This is a genomic window from Chryseobacterium luteum (genome assembly GCF_000737785.1).
Classification (GTDB): Bacteria; Bacteroidota; Bacteroidia; order Flavobacteriales; family Weeksellaceae; genus Chryseobacterium; species Chryseobacterium luteum.
Genome location: NZ_JPRO01000022.1, coordinates 26439 through 51052, shown reverse-complemented (window position 1 = coordinate 51052; position 24614 = coordinate 26439). Strand labels below are relative to the sequence as shown.

The following is a 24614-nucleotide window of genomic DNA, read 5'->3' as shown; positions in this document are numbered from 1 at the left end:
AAAGTGTTTTAAGGTTACTGATATTGATACTGCAAATGTATAGCGTTTCCCTGTTAGATTTTAGAATGCAATTTTCATATTTATGTTCTATATTAACCTTAATTGTATGTTAATTAAATATGAACAGTTAATTTTGTAAATGTTATTTTGTAACTTTGATTGATAATTAAATTATGAAACATCACAGTCCTGCATTTGAAGCCATCAATCCTAATATAGGAAGCAGTTTTACGAGTCTTAAGTTTCAGAGAAATGAGAATATCAAATCTCACGTTTGGCATTATCACCCTGAGATTGAACTAATTTTGGTAAAAGGTGGTTCTGGCAAAAGACAGATAGGAAGTAATATTTCTTACTTTACTGAAGGTGATCTGGTACTGATTGGCAGTAATTTGCCACATTGCGGTTTAACCAATGAAAATACCAATAATGATTACGAAATGGTGATTCAGTTTAAACCTGATTTCTTGGGCGAAAAGATTTGGGAAAATCCTGAAATGAAAAAAATTCACGCAATGCTAGAAAAATCAAAAAGCGGAATGGTCTTTGGCGACGATGTCAAAAGAGCAATGAGAAAAAAGATTTCCCAGATGCATCAGTCAGAATCCTTAGAAAAGCTTTTGAAGTTTTTTGAAATTCTGCACGAGCTTTCTGTCACAGATGATTACAGAATCCTCAACGCCGGAAAATATTACCTGCAAACTCAGGTTGAGGATAACGAGAGGATCAATCATATTTTCAATTATGTGAAAGATCATTTTAAAGAGCAGATTACGTTGGACGAAATTGCCGGTTTGGCGAATATGAAAGTGCCTTCTTTCTGCCGTTATTTCAAGAAAATCACCAACAAAACCTTCACTCAATTTGTCAATGAATACCGGATTACACATTCTCTAAAACTGCTTGCCGAAAAGCCTTTAAGCATTACAGATGTTTGTTTTGAAAGCGGTTTTAATAATTTCAGCTATTTCAACAAAACTTTTAAGGAATATATCAAGAAAAGTCCTTCTCAGTACCGTAAAGAGTTTAATTATGTAATGGAATGATACTTTTTCTTCAAAATAAATTAAACTAAAATTGTTTATTTCATTAGTTAAGTGTATTTTTAACACTTAAAAGAATTAAACAACATTTTATGAAATTTTTTATAGACACTGCCAATCTGGATCAGATAAGAGAAGCTAACGACCTCGGAATTCTGGATGGCGTTACAACCAATCCATCGTTGATGGCAAAAGAAGGTATCAGCGGAACAGAAGCTATTTTGAAACATTACAAAGATATTTGTGACATTGTTGACGGAGATATTTCTGCAGAAGTCCTTTCTACAACTTACGAAGAAATGATTGCAGAAGGCGAAATTCTTGCTGCGATTCATCCAAATATCGTGGTGAAAATCCCAATGATAAAAGACGGTGTAAAAGCTCTCAAATATTTTTCCAACAAAGGAATCAAAACCAATTGCACCTTGATTTTCTCAGCAGGACAAGCTCTTTTGGCAGCAAAAGCCGGTGCAAGCTACGTTTCTCCGTTCCTAGGAAGACTGGATGATATTTCGACAGACAGTTTGAATCTTATTGAAGAAATCCGTCTTATTTTCGACAATTATGGCTTCGAAACAGAGATTTTAGCAGCATCTGTAAGACACAGTATGCACATCATCAATTGCGCAAAAATTGGTGCCGATGTCGTGACTTGCCCTATTCAGCCGATTCTTTCCTTGTTAAAACATCCTTTGACAGATTCAGGACTGGAGCAGTTTATCAAAGATTCACAAAAAATGCAATAATTTATGCAGCACGATATTTCAAAACTCAATAATATCGCTTCGCAGGTGAGAAGGGATATTGTAAGAATGGTTCACGCCTGTCAATCCGGCCATCCTGGCGGTTCGCTCGGATGTGCAGATTTTTTGGTCGCTCTTTATTTTGATGCGATGAAAAGAAAAGAAGGATTCGATATGAAAGCCAAAGGCGAAGACGTATTTTATCTTTCTAACGGTCATATTTCACCTGTTTTTTACAGCGTTTTGGCGCACGCAGGTTATATTGATAAGTCAGAACTGGCAACTTTCAGAAAACTGAATTCAAGATTGCAGGGACATCCAACAACGCACGAGCATCTTCCTGGCGTTCGTATAGCTTCCGGTTCTTTGGGACAAGGTTTATCGGTGGCAATCGGTCACGCAGTCGGAAAAAAATTGAACAAAGATGAAAATCTCGTGTTCACACTTCACGGCGACGGTGAATTACAGGAAGGACAGAATTGGGAAGCTATAATGTACGCTTCTCACAACAAGGTTGATAATTTGATTGCCACCATCGATTACAACGGCCAGCAGATTGATGGTCCGACTTCAAAAGTGCTTTCTTTGGGTAATCTTAAAACCAAATTCGAAGCCTTTGACTGGAAAGTTCTCGAAGTGGAAAACGGAAACGATATGGAAGAAATTCTTAAAGTTCTGGACGAGGCAAAATCATTAACAGGACAAGGTCAGCCTATTTGTATTCTCCTGAAAACAGGAATGGGTCACGGTGTCGATTATATGATGGGAAGCCACGCGTGGCACGGAAAAGCGCCTAATGATGAGCAATTGGCAAAAGCTTTAGACCAACTCGAAGAAACTTTAGGAGATTATTAAAATATTGGGACGGCTCTCCACCTTCCTGTCGTATATTTTATAAGGCTGAACGTTATCTGTAATATATTTTTCGTCTACAAAGTGAACTTCTTTAAAATTATTGGTCCCTAATGTTCTGAAAAATGAAAATGTACTGTTCAACACGATATTTCCCTGTAGGGGATTCGTTACAAAACGGTTGGCATCCACCAAATTAATGGGTCTTGTGCTGTGCTTGAAATCTCCACGGATTCCTCCAATAGCCAGAACAGCTGTACTACAAAGAACGAGTACTGACCAGATAAAATAAGGAATGAGCTGTACGGGTCTGCGTTCTGCGATCTTCACTTTTTTGTAAAGGAAAACCCAAAGTGCCATTAAAACAATGAACCAGATGAGAACAAAAGGATGCTGTCCTATGGAAACGGTGAATACTTTAAAAACATTGGATTCATGCTTTGCAACTTCTAACGCTGTGGATGTTAATCTTGCCTGTGCAAATTTATAATAGACAAAGTCACCGAAATTCATGGCATAGGCAATTCCGTTGGTTATAAAGTAAAGCCAGAACAAAATGGTCTGGTATGCTTTTTTTGTATTGATGACAACGGGAACAAGGCTCAACAGAATAAATAAGGCGTTGACGTACAGGATCGCCGTAGTATCAAAGGCGGTTCCATGAAATGCCAGATTGAAATAATCTGAAACGGAATCTACTTTGATGAGCTCTTTATTGAAATACCAAAACAAAAGCCGGGCAATCTGATAAAAAACGTATGCTAAGAAAATCCGGTAAAAAAGGACCAGAATTTCCTGTTTTCTGAATTCTTTAAAAAATTTCATTCGGCAAATTTACATCAAAATCGTATTAATGTATTTTTTCCTTGATAATATTTCAGGTTAAAATTTGGAAAAACTGTATTTTTGCCGGATATGAATTTCATAAAAAACAATCTTGCCAATTTATTGACACTTGCCAATTTATTTGCGGGCTGTGTAGGTGCGATACATCTTATTTCAGGAGATTACCAGACTACAGCCATCTGTCTTATTCTTTCTTCTGTTTTTGATTTTTTTGACGGGTTTGTGGCCCGGGCTGTAAAATCAAACTCTAATCTGGGTCTTCAGCTGGATTCGCTGGCGGATATGGTAAGCTTCGGACTGATTCCCGGTCTTACGATGTATAAAGCGCTGGAACCGTTCGGAAATGAAATTTTGGGACTTCAGCTGCCTTTTGACGTAAGTTATTTTGGCCTTCTGGTAACTGTTTTCTCATGCCTGAGACTGGCTATCTTCAATCTTGATGAGGAACAGCGTTATTATTTTAAAGGACTGAATACGCCTACCAACACTGTTTTGCTGTTCGGGTTATATTATGCGTTCAGAGAAACCGGAACTTTCGGATTTTTATTTGAAAATTCATTATTTTTAGTTCTATTGACGGTTATTACATCCTGGCTTCTGATCAGCCCTATCAAGATGATGGCTATGAAATTCAAATCGAAAAAGCTGCAGGACAATTATCCTAAAATCATTTTGCTGGGCGGCGGAATTGCTATTCTGATCTTTTTTCAGATCGTCGGAATTCCCATGCTTGTTATTTATTATATATTAGTATCACTGGTTTTCCAGAGACAGCTGAATTAGAATCAGATATCAGACTTCAAATTTTAGAAGCCAGAAATCGGCTTATTTTCAATTAACACATTATCAAATTATAGACATGAACTTAAAACTCCATAAACCACTCTGCATTTTTGACCTTGAAACTACAGGAACCAATATTGGAAAAGATAAAATTGTAGAGATCTGCATTTTAAAAGTAAACCCGGACGCATCGAGAGAAAGCAAAACATGGCGTGTGAACCCGGAAATGCCTATTCCTAATGAATCCAGCGCAATCCACGGGATTTATGATGAGGATGTAAAAGATGCGCCTACCTTCAGAGATATCGCTCCAAAGGTTATGGAAATGCTCGCAGGAAGTGACCTTGGAGGTTTCAATTCCAACCGGTTTGATGTTCCGCTTCTGGCAGAAGAGCTTCTGAGAGTAGAAATAGATTTTGACCTTAGCAAATTCAGACTGGTAGATGCACAGACTATTTTTCACAAAAAAGAGCCCAGAAATCTGGGAGCTGCCTACCAGTTTTACTGTGGAAAGGTTCTGGAAAACGCCCATTCTGCGGAAGCTGATGTGATGGCGACTTTTGAGGTGCTGGATGCACAGGTCGGAAAGTACGATGATATCCCGAATGAAATTGCACCTTTAAGCGAATTCACATTCCACAATAAGAATGCTGACCTGGCAGGATTTATAGGATATAATGATAAAACGGAAGCTGTTTTCAATTTCGGAAAATATAAGGGACAGGTGGTAAAAGCTGTTTTCCAGAAAGATCTGGGCTATTACGGATGGCTTCAGAATGCTGATTTCCCATTGTATACGAAGAAAGTCTTCACGAAAATTCAATTGTCAAGCAAATTTTAAAAAATGTCGAATCTGGTGCGCTTTAAATTTTACGAAACTGCCCTTGAAGCCAACAGGGACAAACAGATCCTGGCCGAAAACGGAGTGAACGGTTTCATTGCCAATGAACAGCTCATCCAGTCTGACTGGCTGCTTTCACAGGCTGTGGGCGGCATCCAGCTCCAGGTTTTTGAAGATGATCTTGAGAAGGCAAAACAGATCCTTCAGGATTATAATGATAACGAAGCTTATTCTTTGGAAGTGGAACATACCATTAAAGATCCGGCATTTGATTTTGTATGCCCGAAATGTGGTTCAAACCATATTTACAGGGACGACAGAGCAACAAGCTTCTTTGGAATATCCATTTTATCGAGCCAGAAGTTTATATGCTATTATTGTGGGAATGAGTTTACGCATTAATAGAGTTCAGGATTAAAGGAATCATAAAAGATGGCTTCGTCGTGACTGAACTGCATTGCAGATTTACAGTCTGTTTGTCATGACGAATTCATAAAACATCAATAATTTAAGAGTTATGAAAATCATTTGTATAGGAAGAAACTACAGCGAACATGCGAAAGAACTAGGAAACGAAATCCCTGAAAAACCGGTTATTTTCATGAAGCCGGATACAGCGGTTTTGAAAGGAAATGATTTTTACATTCCTGAATTTTCCAATGATGTTCACTATGAGCTGGAAGTTGTTGTAAAGATTTCAAAAGGAGGTAAGTACATCCAGAAAGAGGTGGCTCACAAGCATTATGAGGAGATTAGCTTAGGAATAGATTTTACGGCAAGGGATCTTCAGAGCGAGCTTAAATCCAAAGGTCTTCCATGGGAGCTTGCCAAAGGTTTTGACGGCTCGGCAGTGGTAGGAAATTTCTTCAAAAAGGAAGATTACGATCTTCAGGGGCTGCAGTTTTCTTTACTGAAAAACAAGGAAGAGGTTCAGGACGGCAATACAAAGGATATGATTTTCAGTTTTGATGATATCATTGCTTTTGCCTCCCAGTATTTTACCTTAAGGGTGGGTGATCTTATTTTTACCGGAACTCCCAAAGGGGTAGGAAAAGTAAATGAAAATGATGTGCTTGAAGCTTATCTGAAAGATGACAAAATCCTTGATATTCGAATATTATAAGTATTTAACATAAAAAACCGGGCAATTTTTCTTATCTTTAAATAACAAAATTAAAGGTCATGATAAATATTGTACTACCCGTAGATTTTGGGGACAAAACAGAACAGCTTGTAGAAGGAGCCGTAAAATTTGCAAAGCAGTTAAACGGCAGAATCTTTTTGATTCACGTAGCACCATCAGATATTGGTTTTGCTATCGGTGATATGGGATATCAATATTTTCCTGAAGTAGAAGCTAATGAAATCAGAGCTGAACTGGTAGAACTCAACAAGATCGAGCAAAGAATTATTGCTCATGATATAGACTGCGAGCATCTATTGAAACAAGGCATTGCAAAAGATACCATTCTGGAATATGCGAAGGCCAAAAACGCTGATTACATCGTAATGGGATCACACGGAAGAAGCGGGATCTATGATGTTTTTGTAGGAAGCTTAACAAAAGGACTTACAAAAGATTCTCACGTTCCGGTTCTGGTGCTTCCTATCCACGACTAGAAAAAGTAAATTTTAATTGTTAATAAAAAAACCGATCAGACCTAAAATCCGATCGGTTTTTTACTATATAACCAATTAATTAACCTTCTTTTTTATAGATCTTTGGATCGTAATAAGGGTTCTTACCCTCACTAGGAGAAAAATAGTCTTTATCTTTATCACCTCCCAGTTTTACTACCAGCACGTAGCACCAATAGGTAAACATTACGCAGCAAACGATAAATAAAATCCAGTTCAGAACATTTCCAAATGCATCAAAAAAACCGAAGGCCCATTTGAAAACTTTACTTAAGAATAACCAGAAAGACGTCATTATTTTCCTTTTTTAAATTAACTTTGTACAAATTTATAAAAAATGTTTAAATTACTTTCAAAAGAAAGCAATATTTTTTCAATTCCTGTTTATATTGGTTTTCTTCTTTTAGTAGTCATAATATTTAACATACTGAATTTCAACACTTATGAGGCTATTATCGCAGGGATAACTTTTCTGGGAATTGCTTTGGGATATTTTTGTTTTCACAGCATTGCCCTTAATTATCAGACGCATCTTCCCTTATTTCTCTATACATTTTTTATTTTTGGACTTTACCCGGGAAGCCTGGACATCGGAATTGCCGTTTCACTGCTTACGAATTCTTTCCTGTTGCTGCTTTTAACCAGTGCGGATGAAGACATCAGGAAGAAGTCTTATGTTCTTGTGGGAGCAATTGTTGCGCTGAATTTTATTTTTCTGCCCACCACCTGGCCTATGGCCCTTTTTGTGATTGTTCATGTAATAGCGACTTCCCAGAAAATAAGCCTGAATTTATTCAGATTTCTTTTAGGAACCCTGCTGATTGCATTCAGCTATTTTTCGATCATGTTCTTTTTCGGTTTTACTACATGGAATATCGATTATTTCCCGTTCGGAAAAATGAAGCCGATGACGGATTATATTGATCTCTTTCCTTTAATTCCCATCTTACTGATGCTTATTTATGCTGTATACGACCATTTTAAAAATTATAATAAGAAAAGCCCGATAAGCAGATACAAATATACTTTTCTGCTTGTCTTTTCGCTGGCCCAGCTGGTCACTATTATTATGTACATGAATAAGAACTACGAATATTTACTGCTTCTGGCATTCCCATCGAGCATTATCCTGAGCAGGATGATGAGATTTCTGCCTAAATACTGGATGCAGGAGGTGAGCCTATGGCTTATCATTATGAGTTTGATTGCTTTTAAAGCAGGTACGTATTTTAATTTATTTTAAAGATTATGATTCAGATAGACGATAAATTGATTTCAGAGGATATATTTTCCGAAGAATTTGTTTGCAACCTTACGAAATGTAAAGGTGCATGCTGCGTGGAAGGAGATGTAGGTGCTCCACTAGATAAGGATGAACTTGAAATTTTAGACAGTATTTTTGATAAAATAAAGCCCTATCTTACACAGGAAGGCATCAAGGCCCTTGAAGAGCAGGGAACATGGACAACTGATCCGCAAGACGGAATGTACGTTACCCCTATGGTAGAAGACCGTGAATGTGCCTACGTAACTTTTGATGAAAAAGGAATTACGAAATGTGGTATTGAAAAAGCGTATGAAGATGGTGCCATAGACTGGCAGAAACCGATCTCCTGCCACCTCTACCCTATCCGTGTCACGGAATATTCTACCTTCACAGCGCTGAACTACCATGAATGGAGTGTATGCAGTGATGCCTGCGCTCTGGGAAGAGAACTACAGGTTCCTGTTTATAAGTTCCTGAAAACTCCGCTGACCAGAAAGTATGGTGAAGAGTTCTACGGCGTTTTAAGCGAGGTTGCCGATGAATGGAAAAAAACATATGGCTCTTAAACTATAAAACCGTAGATATTCTGCGGTTTTTTTTATTGAGATTGACATCCTATTATTTTTTAAGTGCAAGACCGGACAAAGAATTCAATAGGACATTCCTTTTATTTTTAAGATAAACAAAGGCGTAAATTCATACAAGCAATACAATGTTTCGTCACGGATAATTTTGTTTAATTAAAACACCTGAAGAGAGCATCTGCATTCTGATGACAGAACATTTTTTAAAAACATGAAGAAGGATTTTAAGAATACAATTTAAATTCGCATTTTTGTAAAAAAACAGGCTATGCAAAAAGAAAAATTACGTGCAATAAGAAAACAGAAAGGCTATACCCAACAGCAGATCGCCGACATCATAGCCACTGATGTATCCAACTACAGCAGAAAGGAAAGCGGCGATGTAAGAATTTTCAAAGATGAGTGGGAGAAAATCTCACGATTTCTGGATCTCCCTATGGAGGAAATTTATGAAGATGACGAAGCGAAGACCATTATCCATAATCCGGTATTCAATGACAGCCCGGGATCTTATGCTACAGGGAGTGTTACCAATTTTAATGGAGAAGTAAGCCTGTCTATTATTAAGAATCTTCAGGAATATATTGAACTTCTGAAGGATGAAGTGAAAAAGCTGAAAGAGGGGAAGAAATAAATTGATTCACTAGTTATATACTTTTTTATCAATAATTTCATCAACAATTATTTCGTATTTCATTCCATTTTCAGGATGTATAAATACTATCCAGCTATCTTCTTTAGATAAAAAGAAAGGGCTAAATTCACATTATAGTTAAATTTGAGTTAAAATTATAAAGACAACAAAAAAGCCGGAAAATATCCGACTTTTGTACTGTAAAATATCCGTTTTTATTTGAAGCTGGCATCAGAAACTCCGGTGTTGAGAACCACTTTGGTGGTTTTTACTGTTACTTTCTGCCCTTTTCCATCAATATCAACTTCAGAAGGGAACTTTATACCTTCCACTGTCATGTAGTTTTTCACTGTAACACTTCCTTCTCCTACAGAAGACTGGTATAAAAGTCCGGTAGCCGCATCAAAGTAGAATTTTCCTTTTTCTGAAGAGAGTACATTATAATCTTTGGCGTCCAGTTTTTCTACGGTAACATCTTTAAACTTTGAAGGATCAAAAGCCAATGCCTCAATAGTAGTTCCTTTTTTCAGTTCAGCGATATTATCGGCAGGGAAATCAGTTTTCTGCCCGCCTCTTTCTATATATCCTTTTTCACCGTCAAAAACCTGGCTTACCGTCTGTCCCATTGCGGTCTGTACAGATTTAAATTTGTTCCCCATTTTCATAGTGTTCATGGTGATATCCATTCCCTGAACATTAAGCGTATTATCAACAACCGTAGATTTTACGGCTTCTAATTTACTTTTACCTCCAAGGGCTTTAAAATAATTGTCGATAACTTCTTTTGGTGTCAGTTTAGATTTCATGACTTCCGTCTTTACGGGAGCTGCACTGGTCTGCTGAGCTGCTGCCGGAACTGAAAAGACTACGGCACAGAGAAACGGAATGATGATCTTTTTCATATCTATAATAAGTTTAGGGTGTAAATATATGAATAATGGTTACAAGAAAATAAAAGCGGGATATTTATGTGGAATACGGAATCAATTCTGTGTGGATTTCTTAAGATTTTTTAAGAAAACATCTGCCATTTTGTGAAGAATTTTATCGGATTAAGTTGAAGAGAAAATAGAATATTCTTTTCACACAAAGTTTGATTGTGATATTGCATTATAAGGAATGCAAAGAGGGAATCAATTTCATTGATTTGATTAAGTAGGCGTTTTATCCCATGAGCTTAATAAAAAAACCTCCGAAAAATCGGAGGTTTGAAATATTTATATCGGAATAAATTATTTTTTAAGTTCTTCTAAAAACTCGTCGTGAGAGATTTTAGTTTCTTTTTTGCCTCCTTTTTCAAGGATAACATCTTTCAGTTTAGCCATAGCTACTTCAGAAGAAATTTGTCTTACCTGCTCCTGGTCTTTCAACATTTCAACAGCATATTTCTGGATTTCTTCGTCACCCAGGTGGTGAATTCCGTAGATCGCCAACTGATTTCTCACCAACTGCTCAGCCTGTGCCAATACATCAGCATAGTCTAACTGGATTTCGTTATCAGTCATTAATTTACCTTCAATGATCTGGTATCTTAACTGGCTTTTCTCTGATTCAAGAATTTCTTTAGCCTGCTCTTCAGACTGGATATTCTGGTTAGAGAATAGCAACCATTTTATCAGGAAAGTTTCAGGAAGTTTTACTTCTTCTTTTTCAGTAACCTGCTCCAATACTTTATTCACATAGTGAACATCAGCATTCTGCTGGAAGTACTCATCCAGTTCGGATTTTACTTTTTCTTTAAGCTCTTCTTCAGATTTGATTGTTCCTTCTCCGTATACTTTGTCGAATAATTCCTGGTTCAGTTCAGCAAGGTTCAGTGAATAGAAATCTTTTACTTTAACTTCTACTTCTGCATGGTGCAAATGCTCAACTTCTTCTTTGCTGAAACCTAATTCTTTAGCCAGTTCTTCATCACCTGCAAGCGTTTCTTTAGATACTTTCACAGAACCGTCCATTTTCAAAGATTTTACCAGTTTGAAAGCTTCTTTGTTTTCGGCAGTAATGGTAACGTTCTTCGGATGGTGGTGGTGCTCTCCTTCAGCATCTTCTTCTACAACCTGGGAAATTTCCAAAGCTATGTAAGAATCTTTAGTGATTTTATCCTGAGGAACCTGCTCTGCAAAACGTCTCTGCATGTTCTCAATGCTCTTCGTGATTTCTTTGTCGGAAGCTTCTACTTTATAATGAGGAGCTTCATATTTAGCTAAATCTATAGTGAATTCAGGCTCATATCCTACCTCGAAAGCAACTTCAATTTTATCAGCGTTGTAATCCAGTTGGTTTACTGGCTGAGGAACAGGCTGACCAACCAATCTTAACTTGTTTTCGTTAACATAGCCGTTCAATGCGTCAGAAACCTGTTTGTTGATTTCTTCGAATGCAATACCTGCTTCATATTGTTTTTTAACCATACTCAAAGGCACTTTCCCTTTTCTGAAACCAGGAACTTGCGCATTTTTAGCATAATTAATCAACTGCTTGTCTACTTTTTCTTTGTAGTCAGATTTTTCCAATGTCACTGTAAGTAATGCACTTACGTCATCATGGTTTTGTGCGGTAACCTTCATTATTGATTAAAATTTTAGGTTGCAAAAATATGAAATTTTTATGAGAATAACCTACTTCTAATCAATTCTTAGTCTTCAAATGTATATAAATAAAAAACCGCCGAAAATATCAGCGGTTTTACCTGTATGTTTATCTTTTTAATTAATAATATTATAGGTAGCCTGGGCATCGGTTTCTCCTCCGGACTGTACCCCGTATACCACTCCGTTTCCACTTACAGCAGAAGCTTCAGAAACAGAAACCGGCTCATGGTACAATGTCAGAACAAGCTGGCTTGGTGCAGAAGCATTTTTCACAGCTGTATTGACTACCCATTTCGTTTTAAGCCCTACACGCTTCCCGTCATCTCTTGTAGAAGCAGTACCATCGGTACGGGTCATCACAATATCGGAATTAGGAAAGTTGTATACTAAAAAATGTTGGTTTTTTGCCTCTATTATCTCCTGGTTGGCATCTTCTTCCCCATTTTTGAACATAACTTCCACATTATAGGTATGACCGTTTACCAATTTAATGTTAGGATTACTGGTGCTGTTTACCTGATAATCATAAGTAGCAGCTACTCCTGTAGCCTCATCCGTTACTTTCAGGAGAACATCTGAAAGCTCTTCCTGCGGCAGATCATCTTTTTCATCATCATCTCCACGGTTACAAGAAGTTAAGCTTAAAGAAAAAGCAATCATTAAAAGGCTTAGAATAAGTGCTGTATTTTTGAAAATATTTTTCATTTTTTTTGATTTAAAGAATTAAAATTGATATTTAAGTGTTACAATGAAATTTCTTCCCATTTCACTGGAGAAGTATCGTAACCTGTTCAGATAATCTCTGTAAGAAGTATTGAATATATTTTTGACAGAGAAATCAACTCCGAAATTTTTTGACAGGTTCACACCTGCCTGAAGGTTCCAAAGCGAATAAGTTTTGGGAGGCGTCGAAATATCTACCTCCTGGCTGTAAGCATTCCCATCTGTATCATATCTCTTGATAAAAACATTGTAGACCGGAAATCTGGTCTGTGCAAGAACCGTTTTGTTACTTACATTCATATAAAAGTTTTTCCACTCTTTTTTACTGAATTCGAGGGAATTATTGAAATTGGTTGGCATCATCATGATCAATGGAACATCATGGGTAAGGTCCTGCCCGTATACATAAGACAGATTTCCCTTGTAAGCCAGATGATCATTAATTTTAAGGGCCAGATCCACATCAGCTCCATACATTTTCACGTTGATCTGCTGATATCCGTACACCACAAAGTCGCCGCCCCACTGGGTATTGCGGTATCCTGTAGGAACTTCATTGATGAAATTTTTAGTATAAAAGAAATACGGATTTACAGAAATATCCAATCCACCCAGAACATTTAATTTGGCATCAGCAATTAAATTAAACTGATTTCCGGTTTCACTTTTAATTCTCATATCCCCTTCTTCTATAATGGCTGCCGAATGGTGAAGTCCGTCAGCAAAAAGTTCAGCAACATTTGGAGATCTTGAAACCCTCGCATAATTCAGCTTCAGATTAAAATTATCTGACGGATGGTAACTGATCCCTGCATTACCTGAAAAATTATTATAGTTTAATTCAGGCTTGGTAAGGATTCTGTTTTGATTGATTCTTACTGCGAAATCTGAATAATCCTGAGCATATAACTTATTCCAGTCGCCAAGGTCATACCATTTGGTCACCTCATAGCGGTCAAAATCATAGCGTGCTCCGGCCTCCAGATCCAGGGAAGGCAGCAGTTTATATTTATAGACAGAGTAAACTCCTGCATAAAAGCGGTCATAGTTTGGTACCAGACGTCTGGCTTCTGTTTCCGGGTTGGAGTAATTATTCTGATACCCGCCATTGATTCCTGTTTCAAGGCTCCATTTCGGTCTTTCAATAAGATGATTGATATTCAAATCATTGGTAATCAGCTCCAGATCAAGCCCCGGTTTTTTACTAAGCTCTTCACTCCGGCGGATGTCATATTCTTTTCTGTGATTGTACTGAAAACTGTAAGTAGCGGTAAGCTTTCCAAAATTTTCAAACCTGTGATATCCGGAAATTTTAGCGATATGATGTTCTATCTCCTGTCTTGGATTATCAATATCATAGCTGAAATCTCTTTTAAAAATCGGTTCCTGACTTGAAAGTGCTTCGTATAGGTCTTCTGCAGAACCCACGTGTGAGCTCCTCAAAATTCCTATTGAATTATTGGTCAGGTAATAATCAAAAGAAAAACCTGAATTAAAGGTCGTTTTCTGAACTCCGAAATTGAAACCTGAATTCTGAATTCCCGTATTCATCAATCCATAGCCAGGAGCTTTAAGATCTCCCAGTTTCCTGAAGCTTCCGTTGGTTTTTACAGCCCAGCCACTTTCCCATGTTTTTGCAAGCTTTACATTTACATCTGCTCCGCGTCCGTTTGAAATACCGGAAAGGGAAACAGATCCCATCAGGGTATCTTTTTTCGGCAATACCTGAGGCTGTAAAACCACTACCCCGCCTACAGCTCCGCTTCCATATTTAAGGGCTGATGCACCCTTTATAACGTCAATATGCTCAAAATTGTTTACATCCACATTGGGAGCATGCTCTACGCCCCATTCCTGCTCAGCCAATTTCACCCCGTCATTCAGAATGGAAACCCTGCTTCCATATAGCCCGTGAATAACGGGTTTAGCAATATTATTACCTGTTTTAAGGACATTGACTCCGGAAATATTGGTAAGCAAATTCCCTAAATTCTCAGTAACATTTCTTGAAAGCACGGATTTGTCCAGTGTTTTCATCACCATACTGCCATTATTTTTATGGCTCCCGTGAATAGTCACCGTTTCAATATCGTTGCTGTGGTGTTCCAATGTAATTACCAGATGGACATCCCTGTCAACTCCTATATTTTCAGTATAATCATTACAATCAGGATGCCTGGCAATGAGTATATATTTTCCCGCAGGAATTTTATTGAAGGTAAACTTACCTGTATGATCCGTTCTGGCAGTAAATTCCCCGATCTTCACCTCTGCATTTTCTAACGCAGTTTTATCGTGAAAATCATGAACAATTCCTTCTACAGTATACGTTTTTTGTGCGCTTATCAGTGTCAGTCCACAAAGAACCAACATCAGACTATATATCAATTTCATTGTCTATAGATTGATTGCGTACCGTTTAGAGGTACATTTTTTTCGTAAAAATTTGTTGAATGGGTTTATTTTAATTGTAAAATGTACAATGTAAAAACTATTAATGACTGATGAATCAGATGTAAGACCTAGGATATCAGATTTGAGATATTAAAGCAAGTTTAGCAGCAGTTAATCTGCTCCCATATACTCTCAATCTCTCAATCTCCGAATCATGTAACCTTTATCTCGGATCCCAAAAATCCGGAATGCAGAAACCACATCTACAGCTATCAACCAATAGCTTTAAACCCAAAATATTGAACTTTAAATCCATTTAAAGTCAATAAAAAATCTATGATTTATGAAACTGCGGGAGGCCCCCGGAGCTGAAATGTGAATTTGGTCTGAGACCATATTTTTTCCTGAACAGCAATAACCTGCTTTACCTCGTGCGTAAAATGTCCGAAGGAAAAGCCGAATTCTTCAGGAACCAGTGTATTTCCTGTAGCTAAGAAATGACATGCCAGACAGTCGCCGGGCTTTTCTTTAGCCGAAGTTTTAGCCATTGTATTTTCTGTCTTTTTAAGACCGAAGCCCTTAAAATAATCGACAGCATCATGATGGTGAAAACTCTGGGAAAACAGGGCAATGAAGTATATCCCAAACAAAAGTTTGGAGATAAAATTCTTCAGATTTCTGGTTTCCTTGAAAATCATGCTGTAAAATTATAAAAATAATTTAAGTTTTAAATTAAGTTTTAGTAAAACTATTCAATATGTTGGTCAAAGTGCTTTTTTGTTACAGGGATGCTTTGGCGAATATGTATTTTCTTTCATCCTGTATTTAAAAATCCTCCGGTTCCGTTCAGGATAACACTGTTAATACTGAACGGAATCGAAGAATATGTATTTTTAATTCAAAAAAAATTAAGCCAACTGAGAACCCAGATGCTCCCATTCCTGCAAAGCAACTTCTAATTCTTCCTTAGTTTTATTGTATTTTTCCAAAGTTTCTTCAGAAGGATTTTCTTTTGTGAATGAAACTTCCATTGTTTCAATTTCCGTTTCAAGCTCAGAAATTTTCTCTTCTACCTTCTTTAATTTATTCTGAATATTTTTCTGTTCCTTGCTTACAATGACTGATTTTTCTTCCACCACTTCTTTCGGAGCCTGCTTTACCTCAACTTTTACATCTTCGCTGTGAAGTTTTGCTTTTTCAGCAGATATTTCCCTAAGTGTTTCTTTTTGTCTGTATTCAAGATATTCGCCAACACTTCCGAGGAATTCTTTCATTTTCCCGTCACGGAATTCATAAATTTTGTCACAAAGCCCGTCCAGGAATTCCCTGTCGTGAGAAATCACGATCAATGTCCCTTGAAAATTCTGTAACGCCAGCTTGATAATTTCCTTGGACTGAATATCGAGGTGGTTGGTAGGCTCATCCATAATCAACGTGTTGAAAGGACGAAGCAGCAATTTACAAAGTGCCAGACGGTTTCTTTCTCCTCCGGAAAGTACTTTTGTCTTTTTAGAAACAGCTTCACCCTGGAATAAGAAAGATCCCAAAAGGTCTCTTACTCTAGGTCTTGTTTCTTCTGTTGCCGCATCTTCGGCTTCTTCTAAAACGGTTTTATTGGGTGTCAGTACTTCTTCCTGATTTTGGGCAAAGTATCCGATGTTTACGTTGTGTCCTAAATTCCAGGTTCCCGAATAGTCTTTGATGTCTCCGGCAAGAATTTTGGCTAAAGTGGTTTTCCCCTGTCCGTTCTGTCCCAAAAGAGCAATTCTGTCTCCTCTCTGAACAATAAAGTCTACATCATCGAAGATTTGTTTTTTTCCGTACGCTTTTCCTAAATTCTCAGCTTCGAAAATAACTTTTCCGGGAATCATAGATTGTACGAAACGGATATTGAACTTGGAAACGTCTTCATTATCCACCTCAATACGCTCGATTTTATCTAACTTTTTAATAAGGGACTGTGCGAAAGATGCCTTAGTAGCACTTGCACGGAACTTATTGATGTTATCTTCCATCTGCTTGATCTCTGCATCCTGGTTCTTTTTAGCCCCGATGAGTTTCTCACGGCGTTCTTCACGCATGATCAGATATTTGGAATAGTCGGCTTTATAATCGTCCACTTTTTTATTGTTGATATCAAAAGTCCTGTTACAGACAGCCGTCATAAACTGCTTATCGTGACTTACCAGAACAATAGCACCGGGATAGTCTTTCAGGAAGTTTTCCAGCCAGATAATGGATTCCATATCCAGGTGGTTGGTAGGCTCATCGAGAAGCATGATATCATTTTTCTGAAGCAGCAGTTTAGCCAGTTCAATTCTCATTCTCCAGCCTCCGGAAAATTCGTCGGTGATTTTCTGGAAATCATCCGCTTTAAATCCTAAACCGAACAATACTTTTTCCATATCGCCTTCAAGATTGTAAGCGTCATGGTTCATCAGAAGATCGTTCAGCTCTGTCATTTTGTTGATCAGATCTGTGTAAGCATCACTTTCATAATCTGTTCTTACGGCCATCTGATGATTCACCTCTTCCAGTTCATTTTTCCAGGCATTGATTTGCTCAAAAGCCTGCATCGTTTCATTCCAAACCGTTCTTCCTTTTACGAAATCCAGATCCTGCTTCAGGAAACCAATGGTAGCACCTCCTTCGCGAACAACAGTTCCTTCATAGAAATTAATTTCCCCGGAAAGCATTTTCAGTAAAGTAGATTTTCCTGCCCCGTTTTTTCCAACGAGACCTACTTTATCATCCTTTTTAATGGTGAAATTTGTATTTTGAAACAGATAGTTTCCTGAATGATGTAATCCTAAACCTTGAACCGAAAGCATTTTATTAAATAAAAATTAAGTGATGAATAATGAATTTTCGGGTGCAAAAGTACGGAAAAAGAAATGAATAGCCCAGAAATAAAAACGTTGTGTCCCGGAATGCAACAAAAAGGGGTGCCCTTCCGGACACCCCCTAACAACCTAAATTTAAAACTGAAAAGTACTAACGTTATTGGTCTAATTCTGTTCTGCAGCAAAGGATTTTATCTCGATGGTGCGGCTCCAGATATCATTATTGGGGACATTGGTTCCATACAGAAAGTCAGTTACAAAGCTGTCTTCGCGAAGATGGAGGTCGGTAAGAAATTTGGCTTGATCCCCGCGGTCTGCGGATGTACTGCTGGGAACATTCAGACCGATGTTGATCAGTTCTGCCTCTATTTCATCGGCTGATCTTTGTAAAGTATCATCATGGTAGAGCCCGAAATTAGCTGAAATGTGGGTATATTCCGCAAAATCTGCATAATCATAACGGGGTTTCATAGCAGGCGAAAAGTTTTTGACATAGGCTGTAAGATCAGTATAAAAGTCTGTCAGGAAAGCATCATTCCCTATTTCAAGGCCGGAACCGGTAAGATCCGCACTGAAAATTCCGGGCATTACATTATGAGTTTCGTCCAGCATTATTTTTCCGTACACAAACGGAAGCGTATTAAAGACCGTTTCCCTGGTAACATAAGCCTGAGAGAGAACAACTCCTTTTTCGATCTGAAAATCCGACAGAAGTGCATTCCAGATCTTATTTCCTTCCGCATCGGTTTTTACATTTCTTACCTCTGAAATATAGCTCTGAAGATCGTCCATATTAATAAAATCTGTAGAAATATAAACCGATTGGGGAGCCTGAAGATATCCTCCGCCTACATCGGCATGAGCACCGGGAACAAAAACTTCTTTCCATATGGAACCTCCTGTTTCTGTTTTGGTGTCCTGCATATTTTTTGAGTTCTCAAAAAAACCGGTGAGCGGGAAAAAGAACCTGCATTCATTGACTGCACACAGATGAAGGGCATTTTCCACTTCCTGGGGCAGGTTCATATCGTAGGTATTAAACGGCTTGGATTCAACGGTGTCGAAAACGCCTAAAAACTTTATGGTAATATTTGCTGTGGGATAGCTCGTGACAAGCCGGTTACAGAATTCTCTTGCCAGCATACTTCCCCTGCTGAATCCGTAAATATAAAAATGATAGTCAATATTTTTGTCCCTGACTATATTTTCTACAAAAGAACAGGCTTTCTGCAATTTATCGTCTGAGGAATATCCCTGTGTATCCGGAGGATTGGCGCAGGTGGCCATTGCGAAATTGCTGTCTTCGCCTCCCGTGACCGTTCCTATTCCTTCTACATATATTTTATTGTTTCCGTTGAATAAGCTGAACAATTTATAAACATTGGTAGGCGCCCCTTTGTAGCTCTCATTGTTGGTTGAAGGTATCTCTGATGAAGCGGCATTGATCCCGTTATTTCCAGTTCCGTCAAAAAAGATTCCGACAGGCAATATTGTATCGTTTTCCATCTCAGTGTTTTCTTTAATTATCGAAAGTCTTTCCGGTAGTTTGGAAACCTGTAAAAACTTTTTTCAAATTAACGGAAGACGGAAAAATAATACTAGCGTAAAAAACACCAAAAAAAAAATTCCGTATTTCTACGGAATTATATTTTATCAAGAGAATATATATTGTGTACAACAGCATAGATAACAATACCTACTGTGTTCTTGGCTCCTATCTTTTCCAAAATCCGCTGGCGGTGGCTTTCTACTGTTCTGGGGCTAATGAAGAGCTTTTCTCCGATCTCATTATTGGTATATTCCTGGCAGATCAGTTTCACAACATCTTTTTCCCGTTCGGAGAGTTCGTCTTCCATTTCAAAAAGAGATTTCTTTTTTGCGGAGCTGTTCATATAGGTAAACAGCATCTGATGGTCTTCTGCAGTAAAGAAAACACCGTTTTTATGGACCATGGTAATGGCTTCAATAAATGTTTTTCTGTCGGAATTCTTGGGAAGAAAGGCTGAGACACCCAATTTAACCATATATCCCAAAATGGAAGTTTTGTAATGGGAAGAAAGGATAATAATCCTGAGATCAGGGTATTTTTCTTTAAGAACTTCTACCAGCTCAAAACCGTTCATGGGCTGCATCTGTACATCCACAAGAGCGATGTGGGGGAAATCATCTTCGGAAAGACTTGCCAGTTTTTCAATAAAATCCGGGCCGTTACTGGAGGTAAGACAGACGGATATGTTTTTTTCGTTGGAAAGCAGCATTTTAACCCCTTCCAGGATCAGCTGCTCGTCATCAATTAAGGCTATTTTGATTTGGGAGTTCATTGTTGTTTGGAATTAAAATAATTAAACGGCTTCCTTTATTCAAGGTACTTTTCCATTTATGGATGGCATTCATAGATTTTATCCTGGATTCGATGTTTTTGATGCCCATTCCTTTTTTCACGAGATTATAATCAAACCCCTGTCCGTTATCAGAAATGATGACGGCCATATGCTGAGGGTAATCTTTAATGTAAATCCACAGGTCTGTAGCCGTAGAATGCTTGATCACATTGGTCGTGAATTCCTGAATGATCCGGTATAACTGTACTTCTACAAAGATATCTTTTTTCCCATATCCGGGCATTACCTGCATGGAGATATTGATCTTATGGGAGAGATTGGCAATGAGCTCTTCCACATAGAGAACGAACCCTACCGATTCCAGGTTTACAGGATAAAGGGAATGGGAAATACTCCGGGCCGCATCAATGAGGGATGACATCTGGTTGTAAATATTTTTTTTGATGACCTCATCTCCTTTTGTATCAAGGTTGTTCAGCCACAAGGAAAGGATGTTGAGCCTGTTCCCAATATCGTCATGAATCGTTACCGCTATTCTTTTTCTTTCTTCTTCCTGGGCTTTGATATTTTCGAGCACCAGTTTTTTCTGATGAAGAACTTCAGCTTCGTGCTGAACATTCTTTTCTTTAATGATCCGGCTGATAAAAGATCTGTAAGCTAAGAGAATAAAAGACACTATAACTGTTATGGTAACAATTATAAGGATCAGCAGGCTACTATTTAAGGTTACTTCTTTAATTTGATGAAGGTATATAAAAATGAACAGTATAAAATGCTTGACAAAATATTATTCACACTGAGAATAATATAATAATCATTTTCTGAAAGGTTCGCAATCTGGTGCTGGATAATAAAAATAAACACCGAAACCGAATAGTAGAAAAAAATACAGGCATCCACCAAAAGAAAACGGTTCTGTGCAGAGGCCCCTTTGATCTCCCGGATCAGGGTAAATCCTGAAAGGCAGATAATGATGATGTTTGATATCACCTTTACAATATCATTGTTGAACGGAAGCTTAAATACATAATTCGATATCATAAATGCAATTGCCAGCAGAGCTGTGATGCCGAGGCAGTATTTTGGAAGATCCAGTTTCCTGATAAACAAGGCAGTGACCAGGAAAAACTCTCCTGCTATGTACAGAGGATACAGAAATGAGGTATCATTAAGACTAAAAATATAGGGCAGTGCAAGGTTTAGCAATTCAATAAAAAAAAGAAAAGCAATACAGTGAAAATATTGCTTTTCTTTTTTGTTAAGTATACGGTATTTTGCCGCTCCCAAAAATATAATGGACAGAAGCAGACCATAATTTAGGAATAAAATTGCTTTAAAAAAATCTGTCATTCCTGTCTATACTATATATTTAAGATCCAAGTTCAGGGATGCGGCATACAGGAGGACATGGTTTTGCCCAATCATAAGTATTTGAAATAGTTGCCGGACTGGTTCCGTTCTGCAGCAATTCCTGGAAAGAAATAAAGATCAGTGTTACCAGCATTCTCTGGTAAACCTCATTATATCTGAGTCCGAACGAGCATTTGATGCCCGCAACTTTTGGCTCCGGATGGCAAAGATCCTCCATAGGGATGTAAAATCTTCTGAAAATTCTTTTCCCTCCAAATTCTGTACACTCGCGGAAGAACCATTCCATTCCATCACTTCTCCATCGCTGAATAGCTTCTACAGCAATATCCTGATCCAGTATCGGCTGATCTGATACGGGAAGGGTGGTGTTTGTATTATCATCTATTTTTGTAAGATTGCTGGAAAGAACAGCGTTTTTAACAACCGTAAATTGTTTTGTTTCCTGAAGCCTGAGATCATTTTTAAGCGGACCAAGAACCGTGTACTCATATTCGACGATACTTTTATCAACATACCCTTTTTCATCCAGAGGAAGGAAGATAAGGACCATTTGACCTTTAAATACGCCTACTTCTGCACAGACATCCGCATATTTGTTTTTCTCTTTGATTTTTGAGATCTTCTCTCCGGTTAAGTCAAAAATGTAATTGGCCGGGATCAGATTGGTGATCTTGTTATAATCTGACACATATCTGTCCCATTCAGCGACTGCCAGTTTGTAATCGTTCTCGTTCATAAATTCATGGTTTATTTAGTTGCATAAAATTATGTAAACTAAACATCCTGCACAAATAATCGTATCATAAATTTATTATTCGTAAAAAAAAATTAATTTTAGCCAGCAAAAACGGCCTACATTGTAACGGGATCGGATATTTTGAGCACAGCAACCGATGGTTTAATAGTTCCTTACTGTAATATGATAACAGCTCTGCTGCCTTTCTTTGATGTAATATATTCTTCCGGCATTGGCATAATATTGTAACACTTTCTCTAGTGCTGCTTCCATTTTAGGATTATATTTCAGCACATCATTGAAACGGATATAAGAAATATCAAAGGAATTCCCATAATTGTGAGAACTGATTCCCAGCGAAGCATTGGAATTCACCCTTCTCAGCCGGCACTGGTCTTCCAGAGTCCGTGTGATGGATGAAACCGTAAAGGCGTGGTCTTTTGTTTCTTTACTGAACCTGGCTCCCATCTTTTCGAGGGTGGCTTTTGCTTTAGAAACCATGTAAGGCCTGCTGTAATCAAGCCTCTGAACCCGGTATCCTTTCCCGCTTTTTTTTATTTTGTGAAATTTTCCGGAGGTTATATATTTCTGCACTGTTTTAGAATCCTTCAGGAGCTTCACATTAAAACTTTTGGAGGCCTCCAGGTGCGGCTTGTACAGAGCGGTAGGCTCTACTTTCAGTACTGATGCAAAATCATAGCAGGGAAGAGCTTTTTTTGCTGCCTGCGGATAATAAAAGCTATACATAAAGGGCACAAAGGCTACACAAAAAAATGTTCTCATTAACCATGCTTTTAAATTACTAAACGAAAGATAAACATTTATGACATATTATTTAGTTCACGTATAATGTGAATGTGAAAAAATTCTTAACAAACATTAAAACAAATTACCAAATATGTAATTTTATATTATCAAATCCCAACTTTTTTTTAAGTTTTAACTTTTTATTTTAAAATTTAAATTTTACATTTGAGATGCATTTTAACAATAAACATTATGATAAAAAAACTTTTTGCTGAATTTTTCGGCACATTTTGGCTTGTTTTCGGTGGCTGCGGAAGTGCGGTTTTTGCTGCCGGAGTTCCCGATATAGGCATTGGTCTTTTAGGGGTTGCCCTGGCCTTTGGCCTTACTGTTCTTACGATGGCTTATGCTGTCGGTCACATTTCCGGAGGACATTTCAATCCAGCTGTTTCTTTCGGACTTTTAGCCGGAGGCAGATTCCCTGCCAAAGATCTTATCCCTTACGTTGTGGCTCAGTGTCTTGGAGGTCTTGTTGCAGCAGGATGCCTGTATGTTATTCTTACCGGTTCAGGAGCTGTGGATTTTTCCAAACCGGGAGCTTTTGCCACGAATTTCTATGGGGAAGCGGTCTACAATGGAAAAGCGTTCAGTATGGGAGCTGCATTCCTGGCTGAGTTTTTATTAACGGCTTTTTTCCTGATCGTTATTATGGGAGCTACGGACAAGTGGGCTAACGGAAAGTTTGCCGGTATCGCTATCGGTTTGGCGCTTACGCTGATCCATCTTATTTCTATTCCTATCACCAACACTTCGGTAAACCCGGCAAGATCGCTTTCACAGGCCGTTTTTGCGGGCGGGCTTGCCATGTCGCAGCTTTGGCTGTTCTGGGCAGCACCTATTTTGGGAGGAATCACAGGAGGTCTTATCTACAAGCTTCTGCTTCAGAGAGATACTGCTGAAATTACTGATTAATATTTAATTTTGATATTCTATATTAAATCCTGCCGGCTAGAGTGACGGCAGGATTTTTTTGTGGCAGCGATATGCTTCATTATAGCACAGCACAGTTTCTATTTATTTTTTTTGATATCGAAAGGGTTTTTGAAGATAAGTTCCTCATGCTTTCCTTTGATCTCCATTTTACGCTGTAATAAATTAAGGGCCATTTTCCGGATAAAAAGATCTTTGTCATTCAGGTTCCAGTAAGGATCTTCATGTACTTTTTCAGGCTTCCGGATGAGATAGAATTCCGTTTCCCAGGTGTCTGCATTGTGGTAGAATTCAATAATCCCGCAGTGTTCCGGAATCATGCTGTGTTCTACCATGCCCATCGGAAGCAGAAAGCTGAAGGCATTACAGATATAATCGCCACAGGATATCTTATCATGCTTCAGGAATTTTTCGCCCGTTTCTTTATTGAGGTATGATTTTTTGAAGTCGTTCTTAAAGTCGCTTTTCGAAAGTTTGATCTCAATTTCATGGCTGAATCCTTCGGAATCTATGAGCAGGATATCTGCTTCCCAGTCGGCCTGGAAATAATTCGTCAGAACAATTTCTTTTTCGAAATCGCAGTGGGAATGGATGTATGCGTGAACAAGCTCTTCTATTTTCAGCATTGCAGTTAAGGTTTAAAAAT

General features: G+C 38.0%; 26 protein-coding genes and 1 pseudogene. 12 read left to right on the top strand and 15 right to left on the bottom strand.

The window, feature by feature from the left end; translation table 11 throughout:
• The first annotated feature begins 173 nt into the window (after nt 1-173).
• From IX38_RS18525 to IX38_RS18515, 3 genes are all read left to right on the top strand, one after another.
• A complete protein-coding gene (locus tag IX38_RS18525) occupies nt 174-1046 on the top strand; it encodes an AraC family transcriptional regulator (RefSeq protein ID WP_034707417.1) in 873 nt (290 codons plus the stop codon).
• Between the two features lie 89 nt (nt 1047-1135).
• The gene (fsa, locus tag IX38_RS18520) at nt 1136-1789 is read left to right on the top strand and encodes a fructose-6-phosphate aldolase (RefSeq protein ID WP_034707416.1); all 654 of its coding nucleotides are present in this window, start codon (nt 1136-1138) and stop codon (nt 1787-1789) included.
• 3 nt (nt 1790-1792) lie between these two features.
• A complete protein-coding gene (locus tag IX38_RS18515) occupies nt 1793-2641 on the top strand; it encodes a transketolase (RefSeq protein ID WP_034707415.1) in 849 nt (282 codons plus the stop codon).
• Here the strand turns inward: IX38_RS18515 and IX38_RS18510 are convergent.
• A pseudogene (locus IX38_RS18510) lies at nt 2636-3463 on the bottom strand (LTA synthase family protein); the annotation flags it as partial. The gene IX38_RS18515 and the pseudogene IX38_RS18510 sit on opposite strands and share 6 nt — an antisense overlap.
• Before the next feature lie 90 nt (nt 3464-3553).
• Here IX38_RS18510 and IX38_RS18505 point away from each other — a divergent pair.
• The 5 genes from IX38_RS18505 to IX38_RS18485 all read left to right on the top strand — a co-directional run bounded on the left by IX38_RS18505 (nt 3554) and on the right by IX38_RS18485 (nt 6728).
• Nucleotides 3554-4267, top strand: coding sequence for a CDP-alcohol phosphatidyltransferase family protein (locus tag IX38_RS18505; RefSeq protein WP_034707414.1), 714 nt, complete (start codon nt 3554-3556; stop codon nt 4265-4267).
• A 76-nt stretch (nt 4268-4343) separates the two neighbouring features.
• Nucleotides 4344-5108, top strand: a complete 765-nt coding sequence (locus IX38_RS18500) for a 3'-5' exonuclease (RefSeq protein WP_034707412.1) — start codon at nt 4344-4346, stop codon at nt 5106-5108.
• A 3-nt stretch (nt 5109-5111) separates the two neighbouring features.
• Nucleotides 5112-5510: a putative signal transducing protein gene (locus IX38_RS18495; protein WP_034707411.1), complete on the top strand. Its 399-nt coding sequence runs from the start codon at nt 5112-5114 to the stop codon at nt 5508-5510.
• 115 nt (nt 5511-5625) lie between these two features.
• Complete coding sequence (locus IX38_RS18490) at nt 5626-6231, top strand: fumarylacetoacetate hydrolase family protein (RefSeq protein ID WP_034707410.1); 606 nt, start codon at nt 5626-5628, stop codon at nt 6229-6231.
• Nucleotides 6232-6290: 59 nt separating this feature from the next.
• On the top strand, nt 6291-6728 hold the full coding sequence (locus tag IX38_RS18485) for a universal stress protein (RefSeq protein WP_034707409.1): 438 nt from the start codon (nt 6291-6293) through the stop codon (nt 6726-6728).
• Between the two features lie 79 nt (nt 6729-6807).
• Here the strand turns inward: IX38_RS18485 and IX38_RS18480 are convergent, their stop codons facing one another.
• Nucleotides 6808-7041, bottom strand: coding sequence for a DUF6341 family protein (locus tag IX38_RS18480; RefSeq protein ID WP_034707408.1), 234 nt, complete (start codon nt 7039-7041; stop codon nt 6808-6810).
• A 42-nt stretch (nt 7042-7083) separates the two neighbouring features.
• Here IX38_RS18480 and IX38_RS18475 point away from each other — a divergent pair, with 42 nt between their 5' ends.
• The 3 genes from IX38_RS18475 to IX38_RS18465 all read left to right on the top strand — a co-directional run bounded on the left by IX38_RS18475 (nt 7084) and on the right by IX38_RS18465 (nt 9231).
• Nucleotides 7084-7989: a DUF6427 family protein gene (locus tag IX38_RS18475; protein WP_034707407.1), complete on the top strand. Its 906-nt coding sequence runs from the start codon at nt 7084-7086 to the stop codon at nt 7987-7989.
• 5 nt (nt 7990-7994) lie between these two features.
• On the top strand, nt 7995-8579 hold the full coding sequence (locus IX38_RS18470; RefSeq protein WP_034707406.1) for a DUF3109 family protein: 585 nt from the start codon (nt 7995-7997) through the stop codon (nt 8577-8579).
• Nucleotides 8580-8865: 286 nt separating this feature from the next.
• On the top strand, nt 8866-9231 hold the full coding sequence (locus tag IX38_RS18465) for a helix-turn-helix domain-containing protein (RefSeq protein WP_034707405.1): 366 nt from the start codon (nt 8866-8868) through the stop codon (nt 9229-9231).
• Between the two features lie 215 nt (nt 9232-9446).
• Here IX38_RS18465 and IX38_RS18460 read toward each other — a convergent pair whose 3' ends face one another.
• The 12 genes from IX38_RS18460 to IX38_RS18405 form a co-directional block, all read right to left on the bottom strand.
• The gene (locus IX38_RS18460; RefSeq protein WP_034707404.1) at nt 9447-10133 is read right to left on the bottom strand and encodes a hypothetical protein; all 687 of its coding nucleotides are present in this window, start codon (nt 10131-10133) and stop codon (nt 9447-9449) included.
• Nucleotides 10134-10463: 330 nt separating this feature from the next.
• Nucleotides 10464-11798, bottom strand: a complete 1335-nt coding sequence (locus tag IX38_RS18455; RefSeq protein WP_034707402.1) for a trigger factor — start codon at nt 11796-11798, stop codon at nt 10464-10466.
• 138 nt (nt 11799-11936) lie between these two features.
• Nucleotides 11937-12527 (bottom strand): hypothetical protein, encoded by a 591-nt coding sequence (locus IX38_RS18450; protein WP_034707401.1) that lies wholly within the window; start codon nt 12525-12527, stop codon nt 11937-11939.
• An 18-nt stretch (nt 12528-12545) separates the two neighbouring features.
• The gene (locus tag IX38_RS18445) at nt 12546-14939 is read right to left on the bottom strand and encodes a TonB-dependent receptor (protein ID WP_051884876.1); all 2394 of its coding nucleotides are present in this window, start codon (nt 14937-14939) and stop codon (nt 12546-12548) included.
• 341 nt (nt 14940-15280) lie between these two features.
• On the bottom strand, nt 15281-15637 hold the full coding sequence (locus IX38_RS18440; RefSeq protein WP_034707397.1) for a hypothetical protein: 357 nt from the start codon (nt 15635-15637) through the stop codon (nt 15281-15283).
• A 210-nt stretch (nt 15638-15847) separates the two neighbouring features.
• Nucleotides 15848-17770 (bottom strand): ABC-F family ATP-binding cassette domain-containing protein, encoded by a 1923-nt coding sequence (locus IX38_RS18435; protein WP_034707396.1) that lies wholly within the window; start codon nt 17768-17770, stop codon nt 15848-15850.
• Between the two features lie 177 nt (nt 17771-17947).
• Nucleotides 17948-19288: a T6SS phospholipase effector Tle1-like catalytic domain-containing protein gene (locus tag IX38_RS18430; protein WP_034707394.1), complete on the bottom strand. Its 1341-nt coding sequence runs from the start codon at nt 19286-19288 to the stop codon at nt 17948-17950.
• A 137-nt stretch (nt 19289-19425) separates the two neighbouring features.
• Complete coding sequence (locus IX38_RS18425; RefSeq protein WP_034707393.1) at nt 19426-20103, bottom strand: response regulator transcription factor; 678 nt, start codon at nt 20101-20103, stop codon at nt 19426-19428.
• Complete coding sequence (locus IX38_RS18420) at nt 20072-20800, bottom strand: sensor histidine kinase (RefSeq protein ID WP_228377998.1); 729 nt, start codon at nt 20798-20800, stop codon at nt 20072-20074. Before IX38_RS18420 ends, IX38_RS18425 begins: the two co-directional genes overlap by 32 nt.
• Before the next feature lie 50 nt (nt 20801-20850).
• Nucleotides 20851-21474, bottom strand: coding sequence for a hypothetical protein (locus IX38_RS18415; protein ID WP_034707392.1), 624 nt, complete (start codon nt 21472-21474; stop codon nt 20851-20853).
• A gap of 19 nt (nt 21475-21493) precedes the next feature.
• Nucleotides 21494-22231 carry a hypothetical protein gene (locus IX38_RS18410; protein ID WP_034707391.1) on the bottom strand — a complete coding sequence of 246 codons (738 nt, stop codon included), beginning with the start codon at nt 22229-22231 and terminating at the stop codon, nt 21494-21496.
• A gap of 162 nt (nt 22232-22393) precedes the next feature.
• Nucleotides 22394-23014 (bottom strand): DUF5715 family protein, encoded by a 621-nt coding sequence (locus IX38_RS18405; RefSeq protein ID WP_051884874.1) that lies wholly within the window; start codon nt 23012-23014, stop codon nt 22394-22396.
• Nucleotides 23015-23233: 219 nt separating this feature from the next.
• Between IX38_RS18405 and aqpZ the strand changes: the two genes are divergently transcribed.
• Nucleotides 23234-23950 carry an aquaporin Z gene (gene aqpZ / locus IX38_RS18400; RefSeq protein ID WP_034707432.1) on the top strand — a complete coding sequence of 239 codons (717 nt, stop codon included), beginning with the start codon at nt 23234-23236 and terminating at the stop codon, nt 23948-23950.
• A 98-nt stretch (nt 23951-24048) separates the two neighbouring features.
• Here aqpZ and IX38_RS18395 read toward each other — a convergent pair whose 3' ends face one another.
• Nucleotides 24049-24594: a hypothetical protein gene (locus tag IX38_RS18395; protein WP_034707390.1), complete on the bottom strand. Its 546-nt coding sequence runs from the start codon at nt 24592-24594 to the stop codon at nt 24049-24051.
• Nucleotides 24595-24614 lie beyond the last annotated feature (20 nt).

What these genes read in the sequence shown, in the direction of transcription:
- IX38_RS18395 (WP_034707390.1), bottom strand. Translation starts at nt 24,594, where the DNA reads ATGCTGAAAATAGAAGAGCTTGTTCACGCATACATCCATTCCCACTGC.
- IX38_RS18435 (WP_034707396.1), bottom strand. Translation starts at nt 17,770, where the DNA reads ATGCTTTCGGTTCAAGGTTTAGGATTACATCATTCAGGAAACTATCTG.
- IX38_RS18425 (WP_034707393.1), bottom strand. Translation starts at nt 20,103, where the DNA reads ATGAACTCCCAAATCAAAATAGCCTTAATTGATGACGAGCAGCTGATC.
- IX38_RS18515 (WP_034707415.1), top strand. Translation starts at nt 1,793, where the DNA reads ATGCAGCACGATATTTCAAAACTCAATAATATCGCTTCGCAGGTGAGA.
- IX38_RS18505 (WP_034707414.1), top strand. Translation starts at nt 3,554, where the DNA reads ATGAATTTCATAAAAAACAATCTTGCCAATTTATTGACACTTGCCAAT.
- fsa (WP_034707416.1), top strand. Translation starts at nt 1,136, where the DNA reads ATGAAATTTTTTATAGACACTGCCAATCTGGATCAGATAAGAGAAGCT.
- IX38_RS18500 (WP_034707412.1), top strand. Translation starts at nt 4,344, where the DNA reads ATGAACTTAAAACTCCATAAACCACTCTGCATTTTTGACCTTGAAACT.
- IX38_RS18480 (WP_034707408.1), bottom strand. Translation starts at nt 7,041, where the DNA reads ATGACGTCTTTCTGGTTATTCTTAAGTAAAGTTTTCAAATGGGCCTTC.
- IX38_RS18405 (WP_051884874.1), bottom strand. Translation starts at nt 23,014, where the DNA reads ATGAGAACATTTTTTTGTGTAGCCTTTGTGCCCTTTATGTATAGCTTT.
- IX38_RS18525 (WP_034707417.1), top strand. Translation starts at nt 174, where the DNA reads ATGAAACATCACAGTCCTGCATTTGAAGCCATCAATCCTAATATAGGA.
- IX38_RS18445 (WP_051884876.1), bottom strand. Translation starts at nt 14,939, where the DNA reads ATGAAATTGATATATAGTCTGATGTTGGTTCTTTGTGGACTGACACTG.
- IX38_RS18460 (WP_034707404.1), bottom strand. Translation starts at nt 10,133, where the DNA reads ATGAAAAAGATCATCATTCCGTTTCTCTGTGCCGTAGTCTTTTCAGTT.
- IX38_RS18475 (WP_034707407.1), top strand. Translation starts at nt 7,084, where the DNA reads ATGTTTAAATTACTTTCAAAAGAAAGCAATATTTTTTCAATTCCTGTT.
- IX38_RS18495 (WP_034707411.1), top strand. Translation starts at nt 5,112, where the DNA reads ATGTCGAATCTGGTGCGCTTTAAATTTTACGAAACTGCCCTTGAAGCC.
- IX38_RS18485 (WP_034707409.1), top strand. Translation starts at nt 6,291, where the DNA reads ATGATAAATATTGTACTACCCGTAGATTTTGGGGACAAAACAGAACAG.
- IX38_RS18450 (WP_034707401.1), bottom strand. Translation starts at nt 12,527, where the DNA reads ATGAAAAATATTTTCAAAAATACAGCACTTATTCTAAGCCTTTTAATG.
- IX38_RS18455 (WP_034707402.1), bottom strand. Translation starts at nt 11,798, where the DNA reads ATGAAGGTTACCGCACAAAACCATGATGACGTAAGTGCATTACTTACA.
- IX38_RS18430 (WP_034707394.1), bottom strand. Translation starts at nt 19,288, where the DNA reads ATGGAAAACGATACAATATTGCCTGTCGGAATCTTTTTTGACGGAACT.
- IX38_RS18440 (WP_034707397.1), bottom strand. Translation starts at nt 15,637, where the DNA reads ATGATTTTCAAGGAAACCAGAAATCTGAAGAATTTTATCTCCAAACTT.
- IX38_RS18415 (WP_034707392.1), bottom strand. Translation starts at nt 21,474, where the DNA reads ATGACAGATTTTTTTAAAGCAATTTTATTCCTAAATTATGGTCTGCTT.
- IX38_RS18470 (WP_034707406.1), top strand. Translation starts at nt 7,995, where the DNA reads ATGATTCAGATAGACGATAAATTGATTTCAGAGGATATATTTTCCGAA.
- IX38_RS18410 (WP_034707391.1), bottom strand. Translation starts at nt 22,231, where the DNA reads ATGAACGAGAACGATTACAAACTGGCAGTCGCTGAATGGGACAGATAT.
- IX38_RS18490 (WP_034707410.1), top strand. Translation starts at nt 5,626, where the DNA reads ATGAAAATCATTTGTATAGGAAGAAACTACAGCGAACATGCGAAAGAA.
- IX38_RS18465 (WP_034707405.1), top strand. Translation starts at nt 8,866, where the DNA reads ATGCAAAAAGAAAAATTACGTGCAATAAGAAAACAGAAAGGCTATACC.